Source organism: Propionivibrio dicarboxylicus, from assembly GCF_900099695.1.
GTDB lineage: Bacteria > Pseudomonadota > Gammaproteobacteria > Burkholderiales > Rhodocyclaceae > Propionivibrio > Propionivibrio dicarboxylicus.
The window spans coordinates 140,219-163,341 of sequence record NZ_FNCY01000009.1 but is presented as its reverse complement, the minus strand read 5'-3'; the positions used below and the strand labels follow the sequence as shown (position 1 = coordinate 163,341).

The following is a 23,123-nucleotide window of genomic DNA, read 5'->3' as shown; positions in this document are numbered from 1 at the left end:
AGCAATGTTCTTGTTATCAGCGCATCGGCAGTGTCTATGGCTTGGGCGCGGGCCGTTCCCAGGGGAATGTCGGCGGGGTGGCGACGGCGATTACGTGATAGTCCGGCGCCGTCATGGTCTGTCGGGTGATGTACAGACTGGCTGTTCGCACTTCGTTGCCGGCGGCTTCGAGCAGACGCTTCGCTTCCTGCAGGCTGCGCCCACTTTCCAGGCAGTCCTCGACGAGCAGCAGCTTTCTTGCGGTCGGCATTGGGTCCGGTAGCGAATAGGCGACCAAGTCGGTTCGGCGGGCGTCACTGTAACGCAGTCCGATGCTCAGAAGTTCGCGAATCCCCAGGCCATCGGAGAGCAGGCGGGCAGGAATCCATCCGCCGCGCGTCAGGGCGACGATGGCGTCGGCCTGGAAGCCGGATGCCTTGATTTTCAGCGCCAGCGTATCGGTCAGTTTCAATAATTGCGGGAAATTCATCGGCGTCTTCCAATGGCGCGAGGGGCGATTGCCGCCGCGTTCGGGCAAGCTTGTCGTGTTACATGCGCAGAAGATACTGGCGTATGCGCTGAATGGTTTTATCGACGGGGTCGCGCCGGGAAACTTCCAGGCCCAAGTCGCGGGCGATGGCGTTGACCTTGGCCGGGTTGAGCGGAATGCCGCCCCTGTCGATCGCGTGAATAAGCCGCGTCGCTGCCGCGATGTCGGTCGGTGTCCGGCGTGCCAGCCAACGTTTTCGCAGCCAGGCAAACATGAGAGGCAGTCCTGTTGTCGTTCAGTGTCCTGTCCGGTGACAGCCCCGTGCGGCGGAAAAATTTTCCGGCGCACGGGAGCTTGCCGGAATTTACTTGCCGAGGACGCCCTGGCGAACGACCGCGAGCGCCGCGCGCAGGTCTTCGATGGCGATTTGTCCCGGGGCGGAGCTGCTCTTGCCGACCGCGAAGGTGGCGGCTGAACCGTAGACCCAGCCCATGATGCGCGATATCGATCCGATGCCGCCCATCGACATGCTGATCAACGGCATGTCGAAGGCGTCGCGGGCGCGGCTGGTTGCCGCCAGCAGGTCAAGCACATCGCGCTCGTTCTGGGGCATGACGGCTACCTTGCCGACGTCGGCGCCGAGCTTGGCGGCAGCGGCGAATTTCTCGTCGAGGGTCGCTGCGTCCGGTGTCATCTGGAAGTTGTGATAGGACATGATCATGGCGATGCCGTTGGCCTTGGAGACCTTGCGCAAGAGCGCGAGGTCTTCGGGTGCGTTCGACAACTCATAGTCGATGAGTTCGACGCATTTGGCTTCGCAGGCGGCGACATACATGGCGATGACGGCGGGTTCGGCGATGCTGAGCGGCTGGCCGCCTTCCGTGGCGTTGCGTCGCGTCAGCAGTACGGGAATTCCTTTGGCGGCCTGGCGGATCGCCAGCGCCGTTTCGACGACGGCTTTGCTGTCGCCGATCGCCTCGAAGAAATCGATGCGCCACTCCAGCAGGTCGGGCTGCTTGGGGATGATGGCAGCAACCTCGTCCAGAATGGCGGCGGTGGTCTTTCCGACGAGCGGCGTGATGATGATGGGAAGCGCACCGTTTCCGAGCGGCTGGCCTTGAATCTGGATGAGCTTGGTCTCTTTCATGCGTGTATTCTCGTCGTGATTTAAAAAACCTCATGGTAAGCCGGGTGTGTCGCTTTGTCATCCGTCGGGCATGTGTCGTGGACTGCTTGGGCCACACAGGATCTAGTCGTCTCTGCTATCCTCAGGTTCTGTTATTCAATTTGCTTGAAGTGTCATGAAATCCGAAAACGCTCCCGAGACGCACGCGACCCGATTCCTTCGTCAGCATCACATGGCATTTTCAACGCATCTCTATGCCTATGAGGAGCACGGCGGGACGCGCGTTTCAGCGCGCGAACTCAATGTCGATGAGCATGCCGTCGTAAAGACACTGGTCATGGAGGATGAGTCGCGTAAGCCGCTGATTGTTTTGATGCACGGTGACAGGAAGGTGTCGACCAAGGAATTGGCGCGCCAGATTGGATGCAAGAAGGTCGAACCTTGTCTCCCCGAGGTGGCGAACCGGCACTCCGGGTATCTGGTTGGTGGGACGAGTCCGTTTGGCACAAAGAAGGCGATGCCGGTTTTTATCGAAAAAAGCATTCTCGATCTGCCCCTGATTTATATCAACGGCGGGCGACGCGGCTTTCTTGTTGGTGTTCATCCGCACGATCTGCTGCGGGTTCTCCCGGCCAAGGTCGTGCATGTGGCCTTGGACTGAGCAAAGTACTCAACTTTTTCGATTGCACTCCGATATTGCAGTCATGGGCCGCTGTCGTTCGCGCGGTGATGCGGGAGATTGCCATGTCTGCTGTCATAAAGATTTTTCAGGTTGGAGCGCGCACTTATAAGCATGTCATGAGCACTGCGCATGATTCCGTGGAATTGCGCGACGAATCGAATGCGGTGTTGCTGGTGTTCGGCGCCGATGCGCGCGTGCGTTCGCCCAAGGGGCGGCTCGGTGATTTCTTTGTCGAGGTCCTTGACGGACTGCCGCGTTGGGTTTACTACGAACTGGCCGGGCAGTCGCGCCGTGTGTTGTCACCCGATCGACATGTCGCCGAGGTGGAGGTCTCAAGGCAATATATCGGTTCGATGGCGGCCTGCCAGGCGTTTTGATTGCGCCGTTGCGGGTCAGTCGCGCTCGCCCCGCTCAATGATGACCCCGGCGCGCCGTACGCCGGGCAGCATGCCGAGTTTTGCGACAGACACGCGGATCCAGCGCGCGCCGAATTCCTTGAGCAGGACATTGGCGATATGTTCGGCGAGCTTCTCCAGCAAGTTGAAATGCTGGGAGGCGAGGTCGTTGCGCAGGCGTCCGACGACCATTGCGTAGTCGATGGTGTCGTGAATATTGTCCGTTGCGCCGGCACCGACCGTCGATGTGCCGATCTGCAGCGAGATCTCCACGTTCTGCGCCATCGATCGCTCGCGCGGGTAGATGCCGATCAGGGTGGAGATGCGAAGATCGTCAATAAAGATAATGTCCATGCGGTCGCGCAGTCGCTCAGTGTAATATTACGGGCGTTCCGTTTGTCGCGCATTCTAACCTAGGCAGGCACCTGTCCCGTAAACTCGCTATGTCCACTATGTCGCATTTGCAAATTGTTCCTCTGGCAATCCTGGCAGCGTATCTGCTTGGATCGATTCCTTTTGCGGTGCTGTCGAGTCGTCTTTTCGGACTCGCCGACCCGCGCAGCTACGGCTCCAAGAATCCGGGCGCGACGAACGTGTTGCGCAGCGGAAACAAGTCGGCCGCCGTCCTCACGCTGATTGGCGACAGTGCCAAAGGCGCGGTTGCGGTGCTGCTGGCACAGACCTATGGTGAGCCGGCGGGTCTTGGCTCGTGGTTCATCGTCGGCGTTGCCCTGGCTGCCTTTTTTGGCCACATCTATCCTGTTTTCCTGGGCTTTAAAGGGGGAAAAGGGGTCGCGACCGCTGCTGGTGTGCTGCTGGCAATCGACCCGCTGCTGGGGGGAGCAACCTTGGCGACCTGGTTGTTCGTCGCCTTCGCCTTCCGTTATTCCTCGCTTGCCGCGCTGGTCGCGGCCTGTGCGGCGCCGCTCTATGCATTCCTGATGTGGGGGCGCGACAGCCAGCTGGTAGCCGTGGCGGGTATCGCCATCGTGCTGATTGGCAAGCACTGGCCGAACCTCCAGCGACTCATGGCCGGGACGGAGCCGAAGATCGGGAGCAAGAAAAAAGAGGCGCAGAAGGCCGGGTCAGGCGTTTGAGGCTGACGTCAGTTCGGAAAGGGGCCAGCGCGGTCTGACGGCAAAGGCCCCGGCCGGTTTGATCGAAACCCCCGCCTGGAAGCGCAGGGCGCCGGCAAGGGCAATCATGGCGCCGTTGTCGGTGCAGAATTCCAGTTCCGGATAGAAGACATCGATTTTTGCGCGGACGGCGCGAGCATCGAGTTGTCGGCGCAGTTCGCGGTTGGCGCCGACGCCGCCGGCGACGACCAGTTGTTTGAGCCCGCTTTCCTTGACCGCGCGCATGGCCTTCTTGACCAGCACTTCAATAATCGCGTCCTGGAATCCACGGGCGATATCGGCGCGTTGTTGTTCGCTGGGCGTGCCGATTTCGCGAACCTTGGTGAGTACCGCCGTTTTCAGCCCGCTGAAACTGAAATCAAAGTCGCCCGAATGCAGCATCGGTCGCGGCAACTTGATGGCGTCGGGCTGCCCGTGTTGCGCCAGTTCGGAGAGCGCGGCGCCGCCGGGATAAGGCAGGCCGAGCAGTTTCGCCGTCTTGTCGAACGCTTCGCCAGCGGCGTCGTCCAGTGTCTCGCCGAGCAACTCGTATTGGCCGACGTCCGAAACCCGCATCAATTGGCTGTGTCCGCCCGAAACCAGCAAAGCGACGAAAGGAAAGCTCGGCGGGCGTCGTGACAACAAGGGCGACAGCAAATGGCCCTCAAGATGATGGATCGGTATGACCGGAATCTCTAGCGAGGCTGCCAGGCCTTCGGCAAACGCGGCGCCAACCAGCAGTGCGCCGGCGAGGCCAGGGCCTTGCGTGTAAGCGATTGCGTCCAGTTGATCGAGCGAATGTCCGCTGTCCGACATCACCTTGTGAAGCAGCGGAATCGTGCGCCGGATATGGTCGCGCGACGCCAGTTCCGGAACGACGCCGCCGTAGTCCTGGTGCATCAGTATTTGGGAGTGCAGCGCGTGCGCCAACAGGCGGGCGTGGTCGGTATCGTAGAGTGCGACACCGGTTTCGTCGCAGGATGATTCGATTCCAAGGATCAGCATAGTCCGGCATTGTACCTGCAGCGATCCTTGATAGTGCCTGCGAATTTGACTTGGATCAGCGAATTGGCGGCGATAGCTGGCTAAAATCCCTGCAACTCTCCTGTTATTTTAGAAAGGATATTCCGTGAGTTCTTCCATTCATGGTCACGAGGTCATGCATTTCATGCTGGAACGGGGCGGCAGCTTTACCAAGCAAAGCCTGTGTGAGGCGGTTGAACAGCACTTCGGTCCGGACGTGAGATTCCACACCTGTAGCGCCGAGGGACTGACGGCAGCGCAACTGATCGATTTGTTGGAGTCGAAGGGGAAATTCGTTCCGGCCGAAGACGGATTCAACACTGAGGCTGCAAAAATTTGTCGCCACTGAACCGGCGATGACCTGTCGCGACCCGTCTTCCGGCAAGACGGGATCGTGCTGTCTCGGGAGTCAGGCGATTGCGCTAAGGGCCTTCGGACCCAGTATGCGATAGACCTCAAGTGTGCCTTTGCCTTTGAGTTGAAGCGGTCGCGGGACCTCGAAATCGAAATATTGGTCGAGTCGCCGGTGTGTGGCCGCGTCAACCAGGATAGCGCCGGGAGTGCATTCACCGGTGATCCGGCTGGCGGTATTGACGGTGTCGCCCCATAGGTCGTAGGTAAATTTCTTCTTGCCGACGACGCCTGCGACCACGGACCCCGTGGCGATGCCGATCCGAATATCCAACTGAATGCCGCTGGCCTGAATGTCCGATTGCAGCAGCGCTTGCATGTCAAAGGCAAGCTCGACGATCGCAACGGAATAGTCTGCTGGATGATGGTTGAGTCCGCCGGCGACCATGTAGGCGTCGCCTATCGTCTTGATCTTTTCGAGGCCATGCTTCTCGGCTAATTCGTCGAATGCCGAGAAAATCCGGTTGAGCATCGCGAATACCTGCTGTGGACGCATGCCTTCGGCAACCCTGGTGAAATTTACGATATCCACAAACATGACCGAGACATCGGGGATTCCGTCCGCAATTGTCTGGTTGCTGCTTTTCAAGCGGGCGGCGATCGGCGCCGGGAGTATGTTGAGCAGCAGGTGCTCCGATCGATCCTGTTCGATACGCAAGCGGGTGTTGGTCGCCTCGATCCGCGCCTGGGCTTTTTGTTTTTCCAGAGCGGATTGCCTGAGCAGCAGATAGACGATCATCGATACCGCAGTAAAGTTGAGCGCGAAGAAAAAAGCGGTCGTGTGGAGAGGAATGTCGTAGCGCGGTGTCGGCGCGATGTCGGCGAGAAGGACGTCGTGGGTGCCAGAGAGCAGGATCAGTGCAAGATAGGCGACGAACCATGCGCGTGACTCGCGCGCGCCAATGAACAAAATGGCGCCGATCGGGGCGAGAAGTGCCCAGAGGCTGATGCCGCTCGATGCGGTCAGCGATCCCATGCGCCACTGCGCAACGAAAGGCATGATCAGGATAAGCAGCAACTGCATCAGGCGGAATCGATTGAAATTCCGCCCCTTTAGATAGATAACGAGATTTCCCCAGAGAAAGGCCTGGAAAATCACAAAAGTCGCTACCGAAACATGCGGTCCGAGATATTGATAGATCAGAAGCCAGAGTGTGGCGGCCAGGCCGATCATTACCGTCGCGGAGACAAGCAGTGTCTTTTTTAGACGCAGTTCATCGCTGTCCGATGCATCCACGCCGGCGTTGTGGAAGTGCTGGATGATCCAGTCAAGTCCGTTCATGGCAAGCGTCCGGCGGCGATCATTCGGTTGAACAAGAGACCTGGAGAGAGCCAGGTCACAAGATCATCAAACTCGCCGTCAGCGGACGCGGTCGAGGTCGGCGAATGACTGACGAATACTGTGTCGTCGTCGATGTTTTCAGCTTCGTCGGCGCTGATTCCACCGGTCGGCGCGTTACGGCCGGCAGAGAAGATCACGGCAACGGCGGCATTGGTGAGTTGGTTTGCCGAGTGGCAGGCGTCGCTGCTACTGTTGGCAGCGCTGCTACACACCGAGAGTAAACGGTCTGCGTTGGCAATGGCAGCCATGGTGGCTGCTTTCATCCCTTCCGAAGCGGTTAACGCGTTTTTGACTTGGTTAACGCTGTTGCTGGCGATTGCGTAACGAAACCGATTGGCTATGCCGCCCCAACTATCGACCGCGTAGCCATGGTCGTCCAACTCGGTGTGGCCGAGTGTTGCGCCTGGCAGAAAACCTGAGAAGGGATGGGAGCAACGGCCGTGTTCGGGGAGCCTCGACGGTGCGGTGAGCGTTGCGCCACAAACGCCCGTGTCATTAGTGCAAAGACTTTCCAGACCATTCGACTCCGGACTAGCAGGGCATGGAAGACGGCCATTGGCGGCGGCGAAGCCCAGCAATGTCTCCCGGATTTGCAGAAGTTGCCGCTGCGTTTCCCGGAATTTCGCGGCGTCTCGCAAGGTCGAGAAAGAGAGCGTCAGACTGCCAAGCAGCAGCGAAATGATCACCAGAACGATTGAAAGTTCGACGAGCGTAAAGCCGGAGGTGCAGGCGAACGAACAGCGCATGGCGGTCGGACGTGAAGGTGAGATGGCTGAACTATAGACGAAGGTGCGTTTTTGTAATGTGAAGTATTGGACAGCATCGGAGGGCGTTTTCGAGCGAGCACGCGCTGGCCGTGAGTCTCATCACCCAATACAGCGGGCGATGTCGGTGCTGCTGTTGTTGGGGCGAAAACTGCGGGTGCCGGTGTATTTTCCGGGGTTTGGAAATGTTTTGGCGTTGACGCCTTCGAGGTACATGCGCCAATCCTCGCGTTCTTCGGCGGTGCTGCGACGTTGCAGTGGGGTTCGCTCTCCGGCGAAGAACAGCACGGCACGACATGTCTGCACACGCCCGTCGAGTTCCAGTACAAAAGCCTTTGAATCGCCGTTTGCGGCATAGAGCAAGTTATCGCGCCAGTGATGAATGACGTTTTTTTTGGCGATAACTGGATTGGTGGCGAGATAGTTTTCGATCAACAGGGCGACACCCTTTTGCGTTTTCGTTGGCATGGGTAACTGGTTGGGGGCAAGTTTGCTAAGGTAGGTGGCGAGATCATCCATCATGGTTTCGATATCGGCTCCAAAATCTTTGCGCCGCTTGATCCGCTCGAAGATGTCTGAAGCGTTGAGCCAGACAACCCTGTCGTTGGCTTTTGTGTCATCGCCGATCGTGATAACGATGTTGCCGGTATGTGTCGTGGAAGACCAGCGGTTGTCAACGTTTTCGAGGTGTTCGTCCGGTGCGCCGATGTCGGCGCATTGGTCACTACGTTGTGTGTGGCGCGATTCCTGACCAGGTAACGGTCGCCCCGGGGCGATAACAATGGCAAGTGGGAGGGCATGGGGAGAAGTTTCGTGTTGCAGCTTTCCGGCGATGTCTTGAACGAGAAACTGCCCTTGGGTGTCCCAGTTAAGTTGACTTGTCTTGTGGCTGCCTTTCGCGCGGCCGCCGATCGCGTACCAAAGGCACTCTCCGGTGCTGTCTCGATAATTTGGAAGGTCCAGGGATTTCCACGGCAGGCGGCCGAGCGCCGACACCTGAGCCAATCCGCAGCTCAGACTGGAAATGCCATCGTTGTCGAGGTTCGGGCATGGCAGGTAGCCGAACGATTGCTCTGCGTGCGTGTCACGGTAGGTCGCGGCGAAACCGAGGAGTGCCTCGCGCGCCTGAGCGAGTACTTCCTCGGTTGTCTGGTGACGGGGGCGTGCGATCGTCACCAACTGATCAGTCAGGGCGCCAAGCATGAGCACCGTCATCAGCACGAGCAGGATGGCGATTACGTTACCCTCTTGGCGTCGGTCGTTCGCAATCGGGTGGTGTGTCATTGTTGTGGTTTGTCAGGCACCGTGTTTTGCGCCCAAGCCTCGAGGGGTGGAATCGCACGGATCGTTTCCGGGCTGAGATGTGCGCCGATTTGCGTCCGAAGCGGTGGAAACATCTTGAACAAGAGGGTGATTCTGCTCGGGTCTGCCTTATCGACGCGAATGCTGAGACCGCGCGTCTTCGGATCCTCGACCAAGGGGCGTCCGTTGATCCAAACCGTCGTCCGCGCGTTGGTGCCAATGACGATGCCATCAATGCGAAGTTCGCCGGGTGCTGTGTCATCAGGTGCGGATTGTTCGCTGGTGCGGCGTTGTCTGTCGAGGGCTTGTCGAGCTTCGGGTGTGAAGAACAGGCGGCCGAGCGTTGTCCCTGTTTGTGCAGCTGACGACAAAGGAAAGAACCAAAGGATGAGGGCGATGGTGCATGTTCCGATGGGTACGGGGAGGCCGGGATTCATGGTTTAGAGGCTCCCTGGCGGTTGTCTTGCAAGGCAACCGCCTCGATTCGGCAGTCTGCGTCGAGATGGCCTGTATCAAGATCGGGTGATGCGACTGTTTGCGAGCGGCCGATGTGACATTTCTTGATGTGGACGAACGAAGGCGACTGTGCGCGGAGTTCGTCCAGAAAGCGGGTCAGGTCTTCCTCGTGCAGCAATTTCAGTCGAAGGTGAATCGGCATGGAGACAAGTGCCAAGGATTCAGATGGCGCCACCGCGAGAATTTGTGGTTGATCTGGTTCGTAGCGCACGTCGGCCAGTTGATGCTTTCGCTGTATCTCGTCGACTAGTGCTGTCCAATCTGGCGCGCTCGTTCCTTCACCGGATGGACCGCGAAGAATCGTATTGAACGCTCTTGCCGTCTCGCGGATGCGTCCTTCACCTTCGCTCAAGCGCCGAAGCTCGATGACAATGGAGTTTCGCTCGGTTGTCGTTGTCGCTGCTTCGTCAAGCGAAGCATGGAAGGCTAGCAGCGATTGCGCAACGATAGCCAATCCGCATGCGCTCGTGGCGATGCAGAAGATAAGTCCGGAGGTAATCGAGGTGTGTCGTTCAGGCGAGGCATTCATGGTTTCCGATTCCGGGAGAGTTCGATGATGAAAGAGGCCGTCTTGATCTGAGCGGCGTCCGCAGGCGGCATGTAAAGACTAGGGGTCTCGCCGACCGGTTGGCGGGTCATCTTGGCGTTGAGTTGTGGCGCTTCCTTGAGTGCGGCCACGAACTGCCGGAGTTGTGTCGCTCCCGTTCGTGGGTGCTTGTCGTCGTCAGGCTGCGCATGGCCGCGGATGACGGCGGTCTCGTGACCGATACGGGTCTCCTTGCCGACGGGGCTTTTATTGTTTTCCAAGGCCCAGTCGATGCTCTCGATGACGATGCCTGGCTTGTCGACGAGCGCATGGCTGATCGTTTGGAATATTTCGGCCGGCCCGGCGGTTTGCCGGAGCAGATGATGATGACTGACGATGAGTGATTGGATCTGTGCGTTGTCGACGGGAACCACGGGGAGTGCGCGTTGCAAAGTTTCGAGACGCGCCCTGATCAGGGCTATGTCCTGTCGGTCCTGGTCGACAGATGTCTCGATGTGGCGGATTTGTAGGTGCAGGCCTATCGATACCAAAAGGCTGGCTGCCATGGCGACTTCGCCGGCGCCGAACAGATATCGGCGGATGCTTCTCAGCCGGGTCTCCCTGCGCATGAATACGTCGGCGTAGTGAACTTTCGGCGGAGACAGGGCGGCTAGTGCAAGAAAAAGCGTTTCACATCCGCTGTCCGTCGGCGCTGACTTTATTCCTGCGCGCTGGAAAGTCTCGGCGATGTCGATGACGATGAAATCTCGGGCGCCGTCTTCCTGACTGTATGAACGGAGGATTGCGGCGATCGACGGCGGTGCGATCATGCAGGTTGTTAACGGCGTACCGTGATCAAGCAGGCGTTGGCTGATCAGGAACAGGCGCAGTCGTGTCGCCGCTTCGATGAAGCGTTCGGCAATGCGCTCTTCGGTCAGGCCCGATAGCGATGTCAGGCGACTGAACTGTAGCTTGCCGTCTTTTATATGGCTCTGCCGGATGCTCGCGTCTTGCTGCGTCAGCAGTAGACAGTTGCGCTCATCGGGACGGATGATTCGCATTAGAGCTGGCGCGAGAAACGATGGGGAATATATCGCGCTGAGCGAGATACTCGCCGAGGCGATCAGCCGGAGCCATGGCGCGATGTTTTCATGTCGGGTGAAAGCAGCCAGAAGCAGGTGCTCGCTATTTCCGGCCGAGCGGTCGAGTCCGAGGCTGAGAGACGCGGTGAATTGCGCATCAGGGAATCGCTGTTCAAGTCTGCGTCGGATGATGCTTGCGCGGTCGTCACCCCGGAGATTCGGAATGGTCTCGTTGACAAAATTTTCTTCTGCAATATTGACCAATGTGATGAGTGTTTCATTCTTGGCGCTAGCCAAATGATGTGCAAATTGCCGGTGGCCGGCTTCGTCGTTGGCGAATTTTCCATCGTGCTCAAGATGTCCGGCGCGCCATCGGAAACTCTTCAGTTCATCGGTGGTGACGTAGATCAGAAGTCCATTTTTCATGACGATGTGCCCTCATGGTGCGATCGTAGTGATGACGTCATAAAATGGCCCGAGCACGGCCAACATGATCCAGCCCAGCAGGCCCCCGAGAACCAGCGTCATGGCTGGTTCGATGAGCTGCTGTAGTTGTGCGGCACGCTCCCTGACGTCGCGCGTGTAGAAATGACTGATGTTTTCGAGAGCCGTCTCGAGGGTTCCGGATCGCTCTCCCGCGCTCAGCATCCGAATGACGAATGGCGGAAACAGGGCGCTGGAACGGAAGGCCGTGGCGATCGAGACGCCCTCGCTGATTGACAGTTCGACGCGCCTCAGTTCGTCGCGGAGCGCAAAGTTGTTGATGGCCGGCTGGATTATTTGAATCGCTTCAAGTACCGGAATTCCGGCAGCATAGAGTTGTGCGAACAATTTGGTGAAGCGCGACAGGATGAGCTTGTGTATGAGCGGACCGATGAGCGGTAGCACCAGCGATCGTCGGTCGATAAGCTGGCGGATGCCGGGATTGGTGTCGCGCAGAAAAGGCAGCATCAGTATGGTGAGACCCAAGCCCGGCAGAAGGACGGCACCATAATTTTCTGTCAGGTCGGCAATCCCGATGAGCAGGCGGGTGCTCATTGGCAAGGCGTGGCCCATGTCGTGAACGAATACTTTGATTTGTGGGACGAGATGTAGTGTGACGAAGGTGGCCGCAGCAAGCACGACAGATCCGGCGACCAGCGGATAAAGCATCAGTCGGCGGGTCTGGGTTGCCAGTTCGTCTTCCCATTTCAAGGTGTCGACGAGGTTGGCGAGGACTTCGGGTAGTTGTCCTGCGCTTTCTCCTGCGCGGATCAGGCTGATGAAGACCTCGTCGAAAGCATTCGGGTGCCAGGCCAATGCCTGCGACAAACTGTGGCCACTTTCGATGGCGGCGATCAAACTCGTTGCGATTCTGCGCATGTCGGCTGTTTCGGCAGTGTCGCGCAGGTCAGCCAATGCGTCGATGAGGGGAATGCCGGAACCGATCAGGAGCTTGAGGTGAAAACAGAAATGGATGCTTTGGCGTCGCGAATGTTTTCGGTGGACAAGGTGTTTGATCAGGTTAGGGAGAGGGTGGGCATCGATCAGTTCAAGTGCCATGGCCTGGAGCAGCGCAGGCAGTCGGTCGGCGTGGTCAGCTTCGATCGTTCCGTTGCATTTGTGGCCGTTGGCGTCAATGGCCCGGTAGCGAAAGAGCTGCATGTGATCAGGCGGATCGAAGCTGAGTGAGGTCAAGCACCCGACCGAGTTCGACCAGCGAGGTTGTGCCATCGCGGACGCGTCTTAAGCCCTCTTCGGCGAGCGTGGAAAATTCGTGCGTTTCCGCCAGGCGGCGGATCTTGCCGACGGTGGCGCGACGCGCCACGTGTTCGGCCAGCACATCGGTCATGCGCAGGATTTCCATGAGCGCAAAGCGCCCGCGATATCCTCGGAATTGGCAGCGTTTGCATCCCGTCGGGCGAAAAAGCGTTTGTTCCTGTTCAAACAGCCGGGCTTCCGCAGCGCTTGCCGGATACGGCGTTTTGCAGTCGTCACACAGCCGGCGAACAAGACGCTGGGCGATGATGCCAATGATATTTTCGGCGAGGATGTCGGGCGGGATGCCGATGTCGAGCAGGCGCGGTATTGCGCCGAGTGCCGAATTGGCGTGCAGGGTTGCATAGACTTGATGACCGGTCATGGCGGCGCGAAAAGCCATCTCGGCTGTTTCGCTATCGCGAATTTCACCGACGAGAATGATGTCCGGGTCCTGGCGCATGATCGAACGGATGCCGTTGGCAAAATCGAGGCGGACAGCTTCGGCAACGCTGGTCTGGCGCACGATCGGCATCGGCAGTTCGACCGGGTCCTCGAGCGTCATGATGTTGATGGTTTCGTCATTGACTTGCCTCAGCATCGAATAGAGCGTCGTCGTCTTTCCGCTACCGGTGGGGCCGGTCACGAGAATGATGCCTTCCGGGCGGGCCATCATCCGCTCGATGTCGCGGCGATGGTGTTGGGTCAGGCCGAGTTCGTCCAGTGATGGGAGTCCGCGCCGGCGATCGAGTATGCGCAAGACAATGTTTTCGCCGTGGAGCGTGGGCTGGACCGAAGCGCGCAGATCGATCTGTCGACCCTGCATGGAGAAGGGGATGTGTCCATCCTGCGGTGCCCGAGTTTCGGCGATGTTCATTCCGGCCAGCACCTTCAGCCGGACGTTCATTGCCGGCCAGTGTGTCTTGTGAACAGACCGGATTTGCTTGAGCAAGCCGTCGATGCGGTAACGGATGCGGAGAAACCCCGGTTCCGGTTCAAAATGGATGTCGGAGGCATCCTGTCTGACGGCATCGGTCAATATGGCGTCGATGAGTCGAATGATTGGTTGCTTCGATTGCTCTGGTGCCGCGTGTCGCACTCGTGCATCGGTTTCTCCCGTCTCAAGTTCGTGGAGGATGCCGTCGATTGCCAGTTCGTGGCCGTAAGCGCGGTCGATCGCGCGATCGATGTCGGTTTCTCCCGCCAGCAGCGTCTCGATGTCCAGATGGCCACCGTGCAGTGCAGTAATGGCATCGAGTGCGACGAGGTCGTCGCCATCGCGGACGGCGATCGTCAGTCGTTGCTGCGATGGATCGTAATGAAGCGGGAGCAGGTGGTGGCGTCGTGCCAGTTCGTGTGGCACGAGTTGCAAGGTCGCGGCATCGATGGTGGCGCATGTCAGCTCGATGCTCGCTTTGCCTTGACTCTCCGAGAGGGTGTCGCGCAGTGCGTTTTCGGAGATGAAGTCGAGCGCTACGAGCAATTGACCGAGCGGCCGGTTCGACGTTTTCTGTTCGAGGAGGGCGATCCTGAGTTGGTCTTCATTCAGCAGGCCCTTGTCGATGAGGCTGCGACCGAGCAGAGGCGCCGTGCTGGCGCGCTTCGGGACGGGGGGGCGAGGGGCTCATGTCGAGATGTTCCCTCATTCGACGACCCCGTCTTGCCCGGGTTGCCAGGATATTCGTTCTTCCGGAAAGGCAGTTTTCAAGTGAGCATAATTACCTTCGAGGCTAGCGTCGCGCAGGATCGTTGGGCGCAGGAAGATGACCAGTTCGGTCTTGATCGATTGGTCCCTTCGTTGTTTGAACAGTTCGCCGATGACGGGTAGGCGGGATAGTCCGGGAATGGTGTTGTCGATATTCTCGATGCGGTCCTCGATGAGTCCGCCCATGACGGCGATATTGCCGTCGTCGATGCGCAGCATGGATTCCATTTCTCGCGTGCGGACGACCGGGATCCGGCTTTCGATCGGCGGAATGGCGCATCCCGTGGTGCCGAATCCGCAGGGATTCGCGAGCGACGGGTTAGGGTCGGTGACGTAATCCACGACGCTGGAGATGCTCGGGCGAATGTTGAGCATGACACTGTCGGTGTCGCTGATCTGGGGGGTGACGTTCATGACGAAACCGACCGGAACCGATTGCAGTGTGGTGGTGAAGGTCGTGGTCGTGGTGTTGGTGTTCGCGGTGGTGTCGGCTTTTAGAGTGAAGTAAACATTGTTGTCGACGACCTTTATTACCGCCGTCTGGTTGTTCATGACAGACAGCTTCGGGCTCGAGAGGACCTTGACGGTACCGAATCCCTCGAGCAGGGTGATGGCGGCACGGATGGCGCCGACGCGCGATTGCAGGTTATTGTAGGACAGCTGGAGTAGGCTCGACGGAGGTGTCGTGATGGTGCCGCTTGCTTTTTGTGCGACGCTGAAACCGCTTCGCCCGAGTGTCACAGCGCTCCAGTCGATGCCTTGCTGATGGTCGCGAGAAAGACGAACCTCGGTCACCATGGCTTCGATGAGTACCTGGCGATGGCTGCTGCGCGTCACCTTGTCGAGGAAATCCTGGATTTTCTCGTGTTGATGCGCGGTTGCCCGTACGCTGAGTATCCCGCTTTCCGGATGGGCGATCACTGACGCGGCTTCCCGGAAGGTCGTGCGGCGAACGACGGTAGTTCCGTTGTTCTGCATTGCTGCCGGATTGGGGCTGCTGGCCAGCGAAGGCACGGGCGCGCCGCGACGGCCCGTGTTCGCCGGCGGTGGCGTGCCGGTGCCGCTTGTGGTCTGCGCGCTCGCTTGTTCGACGACTGTCTCGCTACTTCCTTCCGGCAGGATCTTGTCGGTTTCGTGCAGGATTTCCCGGATGTTGCGGGTGATGGTGTCCCAGAAGTGGTTTTGCGCTTTGTTTTCGACCCGCGTGATCGAATTGTTGGCGCCGGCAAGGTTGCCGGCGACCGGAACGCTGAGGTTGCCGGCGCTGGCGGCGGTTGTGCCCGAAGCCACTTGGGTCGTTACGGCGACGGTACCCGCCGTGTCGCGCGTCATGTTGACGTGGTCGACCTTGTAGGTCTTGAGAAATGGCGTGTCCGGCATGACCGTAAGCGTGATGCCGTCGAGTTCGTAGCGCATGTCGATTTGCCGCGAGATACGCTTGAGCAGTTGCGGCAGGGTTTGATCGATGGCGTGTAGCGTCACCGTGCCGCTGAGGCCCGGGTGGATATCGATGTTGATCTTGGCGTCGCGAGCCAGCGAGAACAGGAGGTCCTGTGCTGAGATGTTGTTGACGACGATGCTATAGGTCTCTGCACGCTCCGTGTGGGCTGGTATTGATGACGGGGCGTCTTGCAGGACGACGGGTTGGGTTGATGTTCTTGCAGGTCTTCGTTCGGGGGCGGGGGAGCGATCGGCAAGCGCGACGTGTTTGTCCGGCGTTGAGCATGACGTTAGCAATAATGTCAAAATTGCTGCGCCAATTTTTCTTCCCATGATCTTTTCTCGCCCTTAAATGTTGTTGGCGAGGGTGATCGTAGCATTGGATGGTTGTCCAACCTATAGAGACATACTGTCTGATATTACAGGTTTTAAAAAATATTTTTTTACTTGAGTTTGCTAGTCGAGCGAATGTAGTACTGACTCGCTGATTTGTCCTGATTGAGTCGTTTCAGCTCTTTTTGAGCCGCGCTCTTGGTCGGGAAGTCGCCGTAAATGATGCCGAGACGGTCCTGGCCGCTGAGTCGGGAGCGATAGACCCGGATCTGCGTTGCATCGAGGTTGGCGACTTCGTTATCGAGGAAGTCTTCGATACGGTCGGTCTCGCTGGCGTCGGTCCTCAGCATCTGGATGACAAAGTGCGAGTCGGGGACTTCCCGTAACCAGCGCTCTGTGTCGGTGATCAGTGTTTCGAGTCGGTTGGTTGTTGCTGTCGAGGTGCTTGTGAGAGAAAAGAACGGGGCTTCGGTCGTCGATGCGGCGGCGCTTGTGCTGGCAGGGGCCGCGCGAGCGCTTGCTGCTTCGGGTGTGGTCGGAGTGTTGCGGCTCAGGGCGAGGGCAGCGCCGAGGCCGACGATCAACGCGCCGGTCGTTGCGAGGATGGCGGCATTGTTCCGTTTGGTGCGTACGGGGTGGGGCTTGGCAGGAACGGTGGTTTCGATTTGTTGTGGATCGATTTGTGCAAGGTGTTCGGTGCAGGCGCGGTGCATGGCCTTGTCGGCGAGTTCGTTGATGCTGCCGATCAATCCCTCGGTTGCCAGGTAGATATGGTCGATTGCGGCGGGGGAGAACAGCGCTTGCCCGCGATGGCCCGCAGTGCGCAGGCGGAACGTCAGATAAGCTTCAACCTCCTGGCGGGATAGTGGGTCGAGCGCGAAATTATGGGTGATTCGCTCGCGCAGCCAGCGGATTTCCGGGTTGCGCAAGCGAATGTCGAGTTCGCTTTGGCCGAAGAGAACGATATGCAGGAGTCGTTCCTGGCCGGTTTCCGGAATGGCGAGTCGTCCGATCATTCCCAGCGTTTCGATCGGCATGATATGCGCATCGTCGATGAGGACGACGGTTCGTTGTCCGGTGGCGCGGATGTCGTTCAGCCGCTCTCGCAAGCGCTCGAATGGCGGCTTCTTGCCGTCGGCAAGCGAGGAAGGCGGCAGATTTTCGGCGGTGATTAAAAGTGTTTCCTCGGGCGTCTGCAGCGGATTCGTCAGGTAGACGGTGTGAACCGATGCCGGCAGTCGTCCGGCGAGCATTCTACACAGGCAAGTTTTTCCGCTGCCTTGTGTTCCGCTGACCTTGACGATGCCTTCGTCGTGGGTGACTGCATAGATCAGCGCTTCGAGCGTAGCGGCGCGTTTTCCTCCGGGGAAAAAGAAGGCGGGAGCTGTCTCCGCCAGAAATGGCGGTTCGCGCAGGCCGAAGTGGTCGAGATAAGTCATCGCTTTCCGGCAGTGCGGGCATGATCCGCGCGGTGCAGCAGCGGATCTGTCAAATTTGCTTCCAACCCCTGCGGTCTCACTTCGTTCGACGTGTTTGACCGCTTCCCTTTATCGTTCATTGCCTTGGCATCCCGATTTTGGCCGTCTTGAGGACGTCTGCATTATTTCATATTTACCATGGTAGTTATCACGGCTGGAAATGCCTTCGGGTATAATAGCCTGCTGTTTTGAAATGGGAAGCTTTCGTGTCATCCGATACATTGGTGAGTATCACCGAGCTTAATTTTTCCTATGACGACCGGGCAATCCTCAAAGGGATCAACATGGAGATTCCGCGAGGCAAGCTGGTCGCGATCATGGGTAACTCCGGCTGTGGCAAGACAACACTGCTACGCTTGATCGGCGGTCAGTTGCGGCCCACTAGCGGGACTTTGTTTGTCGATGGACAGTCGGTTCCGGGCATGAGCCACGACGAGCTGTATGCGATGCGTCGGCGCATGGGCATGTTGTTCCAGTTTGGTGCCCTGTTTACCGATATTTCCGTATTCGATAACGTTGCCTACCTCTTGCGCGAGCACACCGACCTGTCCGAAGAGCTCATTCGCGACGTGGTGTTGATGAAGCTCAATGCGGTTGGTTTGCGCGGCGCGCATCGCCTGATGCCGTCTGAGCTTTCCGGCGGCATGGCGCGCCGGGTTGCCTTGGCGCGCGCGATCGCGCTCGACCCGATGTTGATCATGTACGACGAGCCGTTTGCCGGTCTCGACCCGATTTCGATGGGGGTGATCGGGCAACTGATTCGCAAGCTCAACGATGCGCTGGGTGCGACGACGCTGCTGGTGACGCATGACGTGCAGGAGGCTTTGCAGATCGTCGATTACGTTTATTTCGTATCCGACGGGCAGATCGTCGCGCAGGGAACGCCAGAAGCGATCCGCGCGTCCGAGGATCCCTTTGTGCATCAGTTCGTTTTCGGCGAGGCCGACGGCCCGGTTCATTTCCACTATCCGGCCGATCCCTTTGTCGGCGAGTTGATGCGGGAGAAGGCGAATGGCTGAGCGGGTCGTTTCTGTGCTTGTTGCGCTGGCCAGGGCGGTCGGACGTCGCGTTAACAACGGACTGCAGCGACTCGGGTTTGCTGCGCGATTCTTTGTCATGTTGCTGGTGTATTCGGGGCAATCGTTCCGGCGACTGAACCTGACGCTGCGCGAAATCTACTTTTCCGGCTTCCAGTCGCTGCTGATCATTCTTGTGTCCGGCCTGTTCATCGGCATGGTGCTCGGTTTGCAGGGCTATGAGACTTTGCAGCGCTACGGTTCATCGGAGGCACTGGGGGTTCTGGTGGCCTTGTCGCTTACGCGCGAACTCGGTCCGGTGGTGTCGGCGCTGCTGTTTGCCTCGCGGGCGGGGTCGTCGATCACGGCGGAAATCGGCCTGATGAAGGCGACAGAGCAATTGACCGCGATGGATATGATGGCGGTCAATCCGATTGCCCGGGTGGTTGCTCCGCGCTTCTGGGGCGGAGTCCTGTCGATGCCGCTGTTGAGCGCTCTGTTCTCGACGGTGGGTGTTTTCGGCGGCTATCTGGTCGGTGTCGTCTTCATCGGTGTCGATGAAGGGGCTTTCTGGTCGCAGATGCAGGGTTCGGTGGATTTTCGTTTCGATGTATGGAACGGAATCGTCAAGAGTTTTGTCTTCGGGGTTGCGGTTTCCTTGATTGCCGTTTTCGAGGGCTACGATGCCACGCCGACGGCCGAAGGCGTTTCGTCGTCGATCAAGAGGACCGTCGTATATTCGGCGCTGGCCATTCTGGCGCTGGATTTCGTGCTGACCTCCTTCATGTTCCGGGGGATGTAATGAGTCGTAAGTTGATGGATCTTTGGGTGGGTTTTTTCGTTCTGATCGGTTTCGCGGCCTTGCTGTTTCTGGCGCTGCGCGTCGGTAACGTGTCGTCGGCGAATTTTGCCGAGACTTACCAGCTGACTGCCAAGTTTGATAACATCGGTGGGTTGAAGGTGCGCGGTCCAGTGAAGAGCGCTGGGGTTGTCGTCGGTCGTGTTACCGAGATCGGCTTTGATTCGCAAAGTTACGAAGCCGTTGTGACGATGACGATCGATAGCCGCTATCGCTTTCCCAAGGACACGTTTGCGTCCATCCTGACGGCAGGTTTGCTGGGCGAGCAGTATATTGGTCTTGATGCCGGCGGCGACGAAAAGATGCTCAAGTCCGGTGATACGGTTGCCAAGACACAGTCGGCGGTTGTGCTGGAAAAATTGATCAGTCAGTTCATGTTCAGCAAGGCCTCCGAGGGGCCGGACAAGAAGTGACGGATTTTGAGATGAAGAAGGGATTCAACGTGAAAGCTCATTGGGAAAAACACTTGCGCTCGACGGCACTGGTCGCGGCGCTGCTCTGCGGTGGCGGCGCGTTTGCCGCCGAGAGTCCCAACGACCCATACGAGGGATTCAATCGCGCGATGTTCAAGGTCAATGAGACGGTCGACATCGTGCTGAAACCAGTCGCGCAGGGCTACGACAAGGCGGCTCCCTTGCCGGTGAAGGCCGGTGTCGGCAATTTCTTCGGCAATCTGTCGGACTTCTGGACCTCGATCAACAGTTTCCTGCAAGGAAAGGGCGGCGACGGACTGTCCGATGCCGGACGCTTCCTGATCAATACGACCATCGGTATCGGTGGCGTTTTCGATGTCGCCAGCGAAATGGGGTTGGACAAGCGTTCCGAGGATTTTGGCCAGACGCTCGCGGTTTGGGGCGTTGGCGAAGGGCCGTATTTCTACTGGCCGATCATTGGCCCGAGAACGACGCGCGACACCTTCGGTTGGGGCGTTGACTGGGCTGTGGACCCAGTGCGTCAGGTCGACGATGTGGCGTTGCGCAATTCCCTGGCCGGTATTCGTCTGATCGATTTGCGTGCCAGCCTGCTACCAGCTGAAAAAGTGGTCGATCAGGCGGCATTCGATAAATATACGTATATTCGCGACGCGTATTTGCAGAAGCGCCGCCGCGATGTCGGTCAGTAAAGCGGGTTGTTTTGCCTATTTATCAAAAATGGCCGCCGCGCGGTCTGTTGCGTAACATAAGGAATGTGATGAAGTCGCTGGTTTCGTTTTTGTTCGCTGCGCTGATTTCGGTGACGGCGTTTGCTCAGGAAGAATCGCCGGATGCGATGGTCAAGAAGATCACCGACGAGGTGCTCACCATCGTCCGTCAGGACAAGGACATCCAGAACGGGAACACCAAGAAGGCTATCGAACTCGTCGAAGCCAAGGTCTTGCCGAGCTTCAATTTCCAGCGCATGACCGCGCTGGCGATGGGGCGTGATTGGAACAAGGCCAATCCGGACCAGAAGAAGCGCCTGACCGAGGAGTTCAAGGCCCTGCTCGTGCGAACCTATTCAAATGCGTTGACGAGCTATCGCGATCAGACGGTGCGTTACAAGCCGACGAAGATGCAGGCCGGTGATACCGATGTCATCGTCAAGACCGAAATCGTCCAGCCGGGCAGCAAACCGATCCAGCTTGATTACTCGGTGGAGCGTCAGGATAACAACGGCTGGAAAATCTATGACGTGGTCGTCGCCGGCGTCAGTCTGGTCAGTAATTATCGCGATACCTTCAATCAGGAGGTGCGTGCCAACGGGGTCGATGGTCTGATCCAGATGCTGGTCAACAAGAACAAGCAGTTGGAATCCGGCAAAAAATGATTGAACGAAACGGCAATGCCCTAGAGGTCTCGGGGGCCATGTTGAACGGGAATGCGACCGCCCTGCTTGAAGCAGGGCGTGGTCTTTTGCGCGCGGCGGAAAAGACGGCGGCGTTGCAGATCGATCTGTCGGCAGTGACGGAAACCGATGCGTCTGCGTTGGCCGTCGTTTTCGCCTGGCTACGGACAGCCCAGCAGGCCGGCATCGAGTTGCGCATTGCCAGTCTGCCGGCCAGCATGGTCAGCCAGGCCAAGTTGTACGGCGTTTTCGAAACCTTGCCGCTCGCCTGAGCGGCGGACGCCAGTCGTCGGTCAGCATGGGCATCGCCGTTTCCATCGAACAGGTCGTCAAGGATTTTCCCGGCCTGCGCGCGCTTGACGGCGTTTCGCTGGAGATTGCCGAAGGCGAGTTTTTCGGCTTGCTCGGACCGAACGGTGCTGGCAAGACGACGCTGATTTCCTGTCTTGCCGGTCTTGTCCGGCCGACTGCCGGGCGTTTGTCAATTCTCGGACATGATGTCATTGGCGACTATCGCCAGGCACGGCGACAGTTGGGCGTCGTCCCGCAGGAACTGGTGTTCGATCCCTTTTTCAGCGTGCGCGAAACCTTGCGCTTCCAGTCGGGCTACTACGGCATCCGGAACAACGACGACTGGATTGACGAGATTCTCGATGCGCTCGATCTAACCGCCAAGGCGGAGACCAATATGCGCCGCCTGTCGGGCGGCATGAAACGGCGGGTGCTGGTTGCCCAGGCGCTCGTCCATCGTCCGCCGGTCATCGTGCTCGACGAGCCGACCGCGGGCGTTGATGTCGAGCTGCGCCAGAGTCTTTGGCAGTTCATCCGGCGCCTGAATCAGGACGGGCATACCGTCATCCTGACAACGCATTACCTCGAGGAAGCCGAGGCACTGTGCGGCCGCATCGCCATGCTCAAGCAGGGTCGGTTGGTTGCGCTCGACTCGACGCATAACCTGCTGGCGCGCTATTCCGGTCATACGCTGACGCTGCGACTTGGCGGCAAGGCTGGCTTGCCGGCGCCGTTCGCGGGCAAGGCGACGGGTGCCGAGGGTCGCTGGACGATTCGGCTCGGGAATCTTGCCGAGGTCGAGGCCGTGCTGGCCGGCGTTCGCGCCGCCGGGGGCGTCATCGAAGACATGCAGTTGGCGCAGACCGATCTCGAGGATGTGTTTGTCAGCGTCATGCAGGACGGTAAATCGGACGTGGCCGGGGTGATGCGATGACCGGGTTTCGCACACTGCTGATCAAGGAAGTGCTGCGTTTCTGGAAAGTCAGTTTCCAGACGATCGCTGCGCCGGTGCTGACGGCGCTGCTTTATCTTCTGATTTTCTCGCACGTGCTCGATGCACAGGTGCAGGTCAATGGCGTGCGCTACACCGCCTTCCTGATTCCCGGCCTGGTCATGATGTCGGTACTGCAGAACGCCTTTGCCAATAGTTCGTCGAGCCTGATCCAGTCGAAAGTGACTGGCAATATCGTCTTCGTCTTGTTGCCGCCGATTTCGCACGCCGAATTCTTTCTGGCCTACATGTTTGCAGCGGTATTGCGTGGTCTGATGGTCGGTGTCGGCGTGCTGACGGTGACGGTCTGGTTCGCGCCGTTGACACTGGCTGCACCGCTTTGGATCCTCGTCTTCGCAGTCGTGGGCGGTGCGCTCATGGGCTCGCTCGGGATCGTCGCCGGCATTTGGGCCGACAAGTTCGATCAGCTCGCGAGTTTCCAGAATTTCCTGATCATGCCGCTGACCATGCTGTCCGGTGTTTTCTATTCGATTCATTCCCTGCCGTGGTTTTGGCAGCAGGTGTCGCACTTCAATCCGGTGTTCTATCTGATCGACGGGTTTCGTTACGGTTTCTTCGGCGTTTCCGACGCGGCGCCAGAGAAGTGCCTGGCAGTCGCGCTTGCTTGCCTGTGCGCCGTGGCATGGGGAACGTACACTATGCTGCGTCGCGGTTACAAATTGAGGTATTGAGGTC

At 58.5% G+C, this 23,123-nt stretch carries 27 protein-coding genes; 12 read left to right on the top strand and 15 right to left on the bottom strand.

Annotation, left to right across the window (positions count from 1 at the left end):
• Positions 1-34: 34 nt before the first annotated feature.
• The 3 genes from BLR25_RS12265 to aroD form a co-directional block, all read right to left on the bottom strand.
• Positions 35-469 (bottom strand): phosphoribosyltransferase, encoded by a 435-nt coding sequence (locus tag BLR25_RS12265; RefSeq protein WP_143009843.1) that lies wholly within the window; start codon positions 467-469, stop codon positions 35-37.
• A gap of 58 nt (positions 470-527) precedes the next feature.
• Positions 528-743 (bottom strand): hypothetical protein, encoded by a 216-nt coding sequence (locus tag BLR25_RS12260; protein WP_091937997.1) that lies wholly within the window; start codon positions 741-743, stop codon positions 528-530.
• Positions 744-833: 90 nt separating this feature from the next.
• Positions 834-1,616 (bottom strand): type I 3-dehydroquinate dehydratase, encoded by a 783-nt coding sequence (aroD, locus tag BLR25_RS12255; protein WP_091937995.1) that lies wholly within the window; start codon positions 1,614-1,616, stop codon positions 834-836.
• A gap of 154 nt (positions 1,617-1,770) precedes the next feature.
• Between aroD and ybaK the strand changes: the two genes are divergently transcribed.
• Positions 1,771-2,256 (top strand): Cys-tRNA(Pro) deacylase, encoded by a 486-nt coding sequence (gene ybaK / locus BLR25_RS12250; RefSeq protein ID WP_091937993.1) that lies wholly within the window; start codon positions 1,771-1,773, stop codon positions 2,254-2,256.
• 83 nt (positions 2,257-2,339) lie between these two features.
• On the top strand, positions 2,340-2,654 hold the full coding sequence (locus BLR25_RS12245; protein ID WP_143009842.1) for a hypothetical protein: 315 nt from the start codon (positions 2,340-2,342) through the stop codon (positions 2,652-2,654).
• Between the two features lie 15 nt (positions 2,655-2,669).
• Here BLR25_RS12245 and BLR25_RS12240 read toward each other — a convergent pair whose 3' ends face one another.
• The gene (locus BLR25_RS12240; RefSeq protein WP_091937988.1) at positions 2,670-3,026 is read right to left on the bottom strand and encodes a dihydroneopterin aldolase; all 357 of its coding nucleotides are present in this window, start codon (positions 3,024-3,026) and stop codon (positions 2,670-2,672) included.
• Positions 3,027-3,124: 98 nt separating this feature from the next.
• Here BLR25_RS12240 and plsY point away from each other — a divergent pair, with 98 nt between their 5' ends.
• Entirely contained in the window at positions 3,125-3,769 is a 645-nt protein-coding gene (gene plsY, locus BLR25_RS12235) for a glycerol-3-phosphate 1-O-acyltransferase PlsY (RefSeq protein ID WP_091937986.1), read from the top strand.
• Here plsY and tsaD read toward each other — a convergent pair.
• Positions 3,758-4,792, bottom strand: a complete 1,035-nt coding sequence (tsaD, locus tag BLR25_RS12230) for a tRNA (adenosine(37)-N6)-threonylcarbamoyltransferase complex transferase subunit TsaD (RefSeq protein ID WP_091937984.1) — start codon at positions 4,790-4,792, stop codon at positions 3,758-3,760. The two genes, plsY and tsaD, sit on opposite strands and share 12 nt — an antisense overlap.
• Positions 4,793-4,916: 124 nt before the next feature.
• Between tsaD and BLR25_RS12225 the strand changes: the two genes are divergently transcribed.
• The gene (locus BLR25_RS12225; RefSeq protein WP_091937982.1) at positions 4,917-5,159 is read left to right on the top strand and encodes a YecH family metal-binding protein; all 243 of its coding nucleotides are present in this window, start codon (positions 4,917-4,919) and stop codon (positions 5,157-5,159) included.
• 60 nt (positions 5,160-5,219) lie between these two features.
• Here the strand turns inward: BLR25_RS12225 and BLR25_RS12220 are convergent, their stop codons facing one another.
• The 10 genes from BLR25_RS12220 to BLR25_RS12170 all read right to left on the bottom strand — a co-directional run bounded on the left by BLR25_RS12220 (position 5,220) and on the right by BLR25_RS12170 (position 17,407).
• A complete protein-coding gene (locus BLR25_RS12220) occupies positions 5,220-6,503 on the bottom strand; it encodes an adenylate/guanylate cyclase domain-containing protein (protein ID WP_091937980.1) in 1,284 nt (427 codons plus the stop codon).
• A complete protein-coding gene (locus tag BLR25_RS12215; protein WP_091937978.1) occupies positions 6,500-7,309 on the bottom strand; it encodes a type II secretion system protein in 810 nt (269 codons plus the stop codon). Before BLR25_RS12215 ends, BLR25_RS12220 begins: the two co-directional genes overlap by 4 nt.
• A 120-nt stretch (positions 7,310-7,429) precedes the next feature.
• Positions 7,430-8,611 carry a hypothetical protein gene (locus BLR25_RS12210; RefSeq protein ID WP_091937976.1) on the bottom strand — a complete coding sequence of 394 codons (1,182 nt, stop codon included), beginning with the start codon at positions 8,609-8,611 and terminating at the stop codon, positions 7,430-7,432.
• Positions 8,608-9,066 (bottom strand): hypothetical protein, encoded by a 459-nt coding sequence (locus tag BLR25_RS12205; protein ID WP_091937974.1) that lies wholly within the window; start codon positions 9,064-9,066, stop codon positions 8,608-8,610. The genes BLR25_RS12210 and BLR25_RS12205 overlap by 4 nt, the downstream gene beginning before the upstream one ends.
• Positions 9,063-9,674 (bottom strand): hypothetical protein, encoded by a 612-nt coding sequence (locus BLR25_RS12200; protein WP_091937972.1) that lies wholly within the window; start codon positions 9,672-9,674, stop codon positions 9,063-9,065. The genes BLR25_RS12205 and BLR25_RS12200 overlap by 4 nt, the downstream gene beginning before the upstream one ends.
• A complete protein-coding gene (locus BLR25_RS12195; RefSeq protein WP_143009841.1) occupies positions 9,671-11,179 on the bottom strand; it encodes a hypothetical protein in 1,509 nt (502 codons plus the stop codon). The genes BLR25_RS12200 and BLR25_RS12195 overlap by 4 nt, the downstream gene beginning before the upstream one ends.
• A 12-nt stretch (positions 11,180-11,191) precedes the next feature.
• A complete protein-coding gene (locus tag BLR25_RS21015) occupies positions 11,192-12,430 on the bottom strand; it encodes a type II secretion system F family protein (protein ID WP_176785866.1) in 1,239 nt (412 codons plus the stop codon).
• A complete protein-coding gene (locus BLR25_RS12180) occupies positions 12,402-14,072 on the bottom strand; it encodes a GspE/PulE family protein (protein WP_091937966.1) in 1,671 nt (556 codons plus the stop codon). The genes BLR25_RS21015 and BLR25_RS12180 overlap by 29 nt, the downstream gene beginning before the upstream one ends.
• A gap of 60 nt (positions 14,073-14,132) precedes the next feature.
• Positions 14,133-15,968: a type II secretion system protein GspD gene (locus BLR25_RS12175; protein ID WP_091937964.1), complete on the bottom strand. Its 1,836-nt coding sequence runs from the start codon at positions 15,966-15,968 to the stop codon at positions 14,133-14,135.
• A 110-nt stretch (positions 15,969-16,078) separates the two neighbouring features.
• Positions 16,079-17,407 carry an AAA family ATPase gene (locus BLR25_RS12170; RefSeq protein ID WP_091937963.1) on the bottom strand — a complete coding sequence of 443 codons (1,329 nt, stop codon included), beginning with the start codon at positions 17,405-17,407 and terminating at the stop codon, positions 16,079-16,081.
• Between the two features lie 245 nt (positions 17,408-17,652).
• Between BLR25_RS12170 and BLR25_RS12165 the strand changes: the two genes are divergently transcribed.
• The 8 genes from BLR25_RS12165 (at position 17,653) to BLR25_RS12130 (ending at position 23,119) form a co-directional block, all read left to right on the top strand.
• Positions 17,653-18,465 (top strand): ABC transporter ATP-binding protein, encoded by an 813-nt coding sequence (locus BLR25_RS12165; RefSeq protein ID WP_245715543.1) that lies wholly within the window; start codon positions 17,653-17,655, stop codon positions 18,463-18,465.
• Entirely contained in the window at positions 18,458-19,264 is an 807-nt protein-coding gene (mlaE, locus tag BLR25_RS12160; protein WP_091937961.1) for a lipid asymmetry maintenance ABC transporter permease subunit MlaE, read from the top strand. The genes BLR25_RS12165 and mlaE overlap by 8 nt, the downstream gene beginning before the upstream one ends.
• The gene (gene mlaD, locus BLR25_RS12155) at positions 19,264-19,734 is read left to right on the top strand and encodes an outer membrane lipid asymmetry maintenance protein MlaD (protein WP_091937959.1); all 471 of its coding nucleotides are present in this window, start codon (positions 19,264-19,266) and stop codon (positions 19,732-19,734) included. Before mlaE ends, mlaD begins: the two co-directional genes overlap by 1 nt.
• Positions 19,735-19,745: 11 nt before the next feature.
• The gene (locus tag BLR25_RS12150; RefSeq protein WP_091937958.1) at positions 19,746-20,444 is read left to right on the top strand and encodes an MlaA family lipoprotein; all 699 of its coding nucleotides are present in this window, start codon (positions 19,746-19,748) and stop codon (positions 20,442-20,444) included.
• A 68-nt stretch (positions 20,445-20,512) separates the two neighbouring features.
• Positions 20,513-21,127, top strand: a complete 615-nt coding sequence (locus BLR25_RS12145) for an MlaC/ttg2D family ABC transporter substrate-binding protein (RefSeq protein ID WP_091937956.1) — start codon at positions 20,513-20,515, stop codon at positions 21,125-21,127.
• The gene (locus BLR25_RS12140; protein WP_091937954.1) at positions 21,124-21,417 is read left to right on the top strand and encodes an STAS domain-containing protein; all 294 of its coding nucleotides are present in this window, start codon (positions 21,124-21,126) and stop codon (positions 21,415-21,417) included. The genes BLR25_RS12145 and BLR25_RS12140 overlap by 4 nt, the downstream gene beginning before the upstream one ends.
• A 26-nt stretch (positions 21,418-21,443) precedes the next feature.
• Complete coding sequence (locus BLR25_RS12135; protein WP_091937952.1) at positions 21,444-22,370, top strand: ABC transporter ATP-binding protein; 927 nt, start codon at positions 21,444-21,446, stop codon at positions 22,368-22,370.
• A complete protein-coding gene (locus BLR25_RS12130; RefSeq protein ID WP_091937949.1) occupies positions 22,367-23,119 on the top strand; it encodes an ABC transporter permease in 753 nt (250 codons plus the stop codon). The genes BLR25_RS12135 and BLR25_RS12130 overlap by 4 nt, the downstream gene beginning before the upstream one ends.
• The last annotated feature ends 4 nt before the right edge of the window (positions 23,120-23,123 follow it).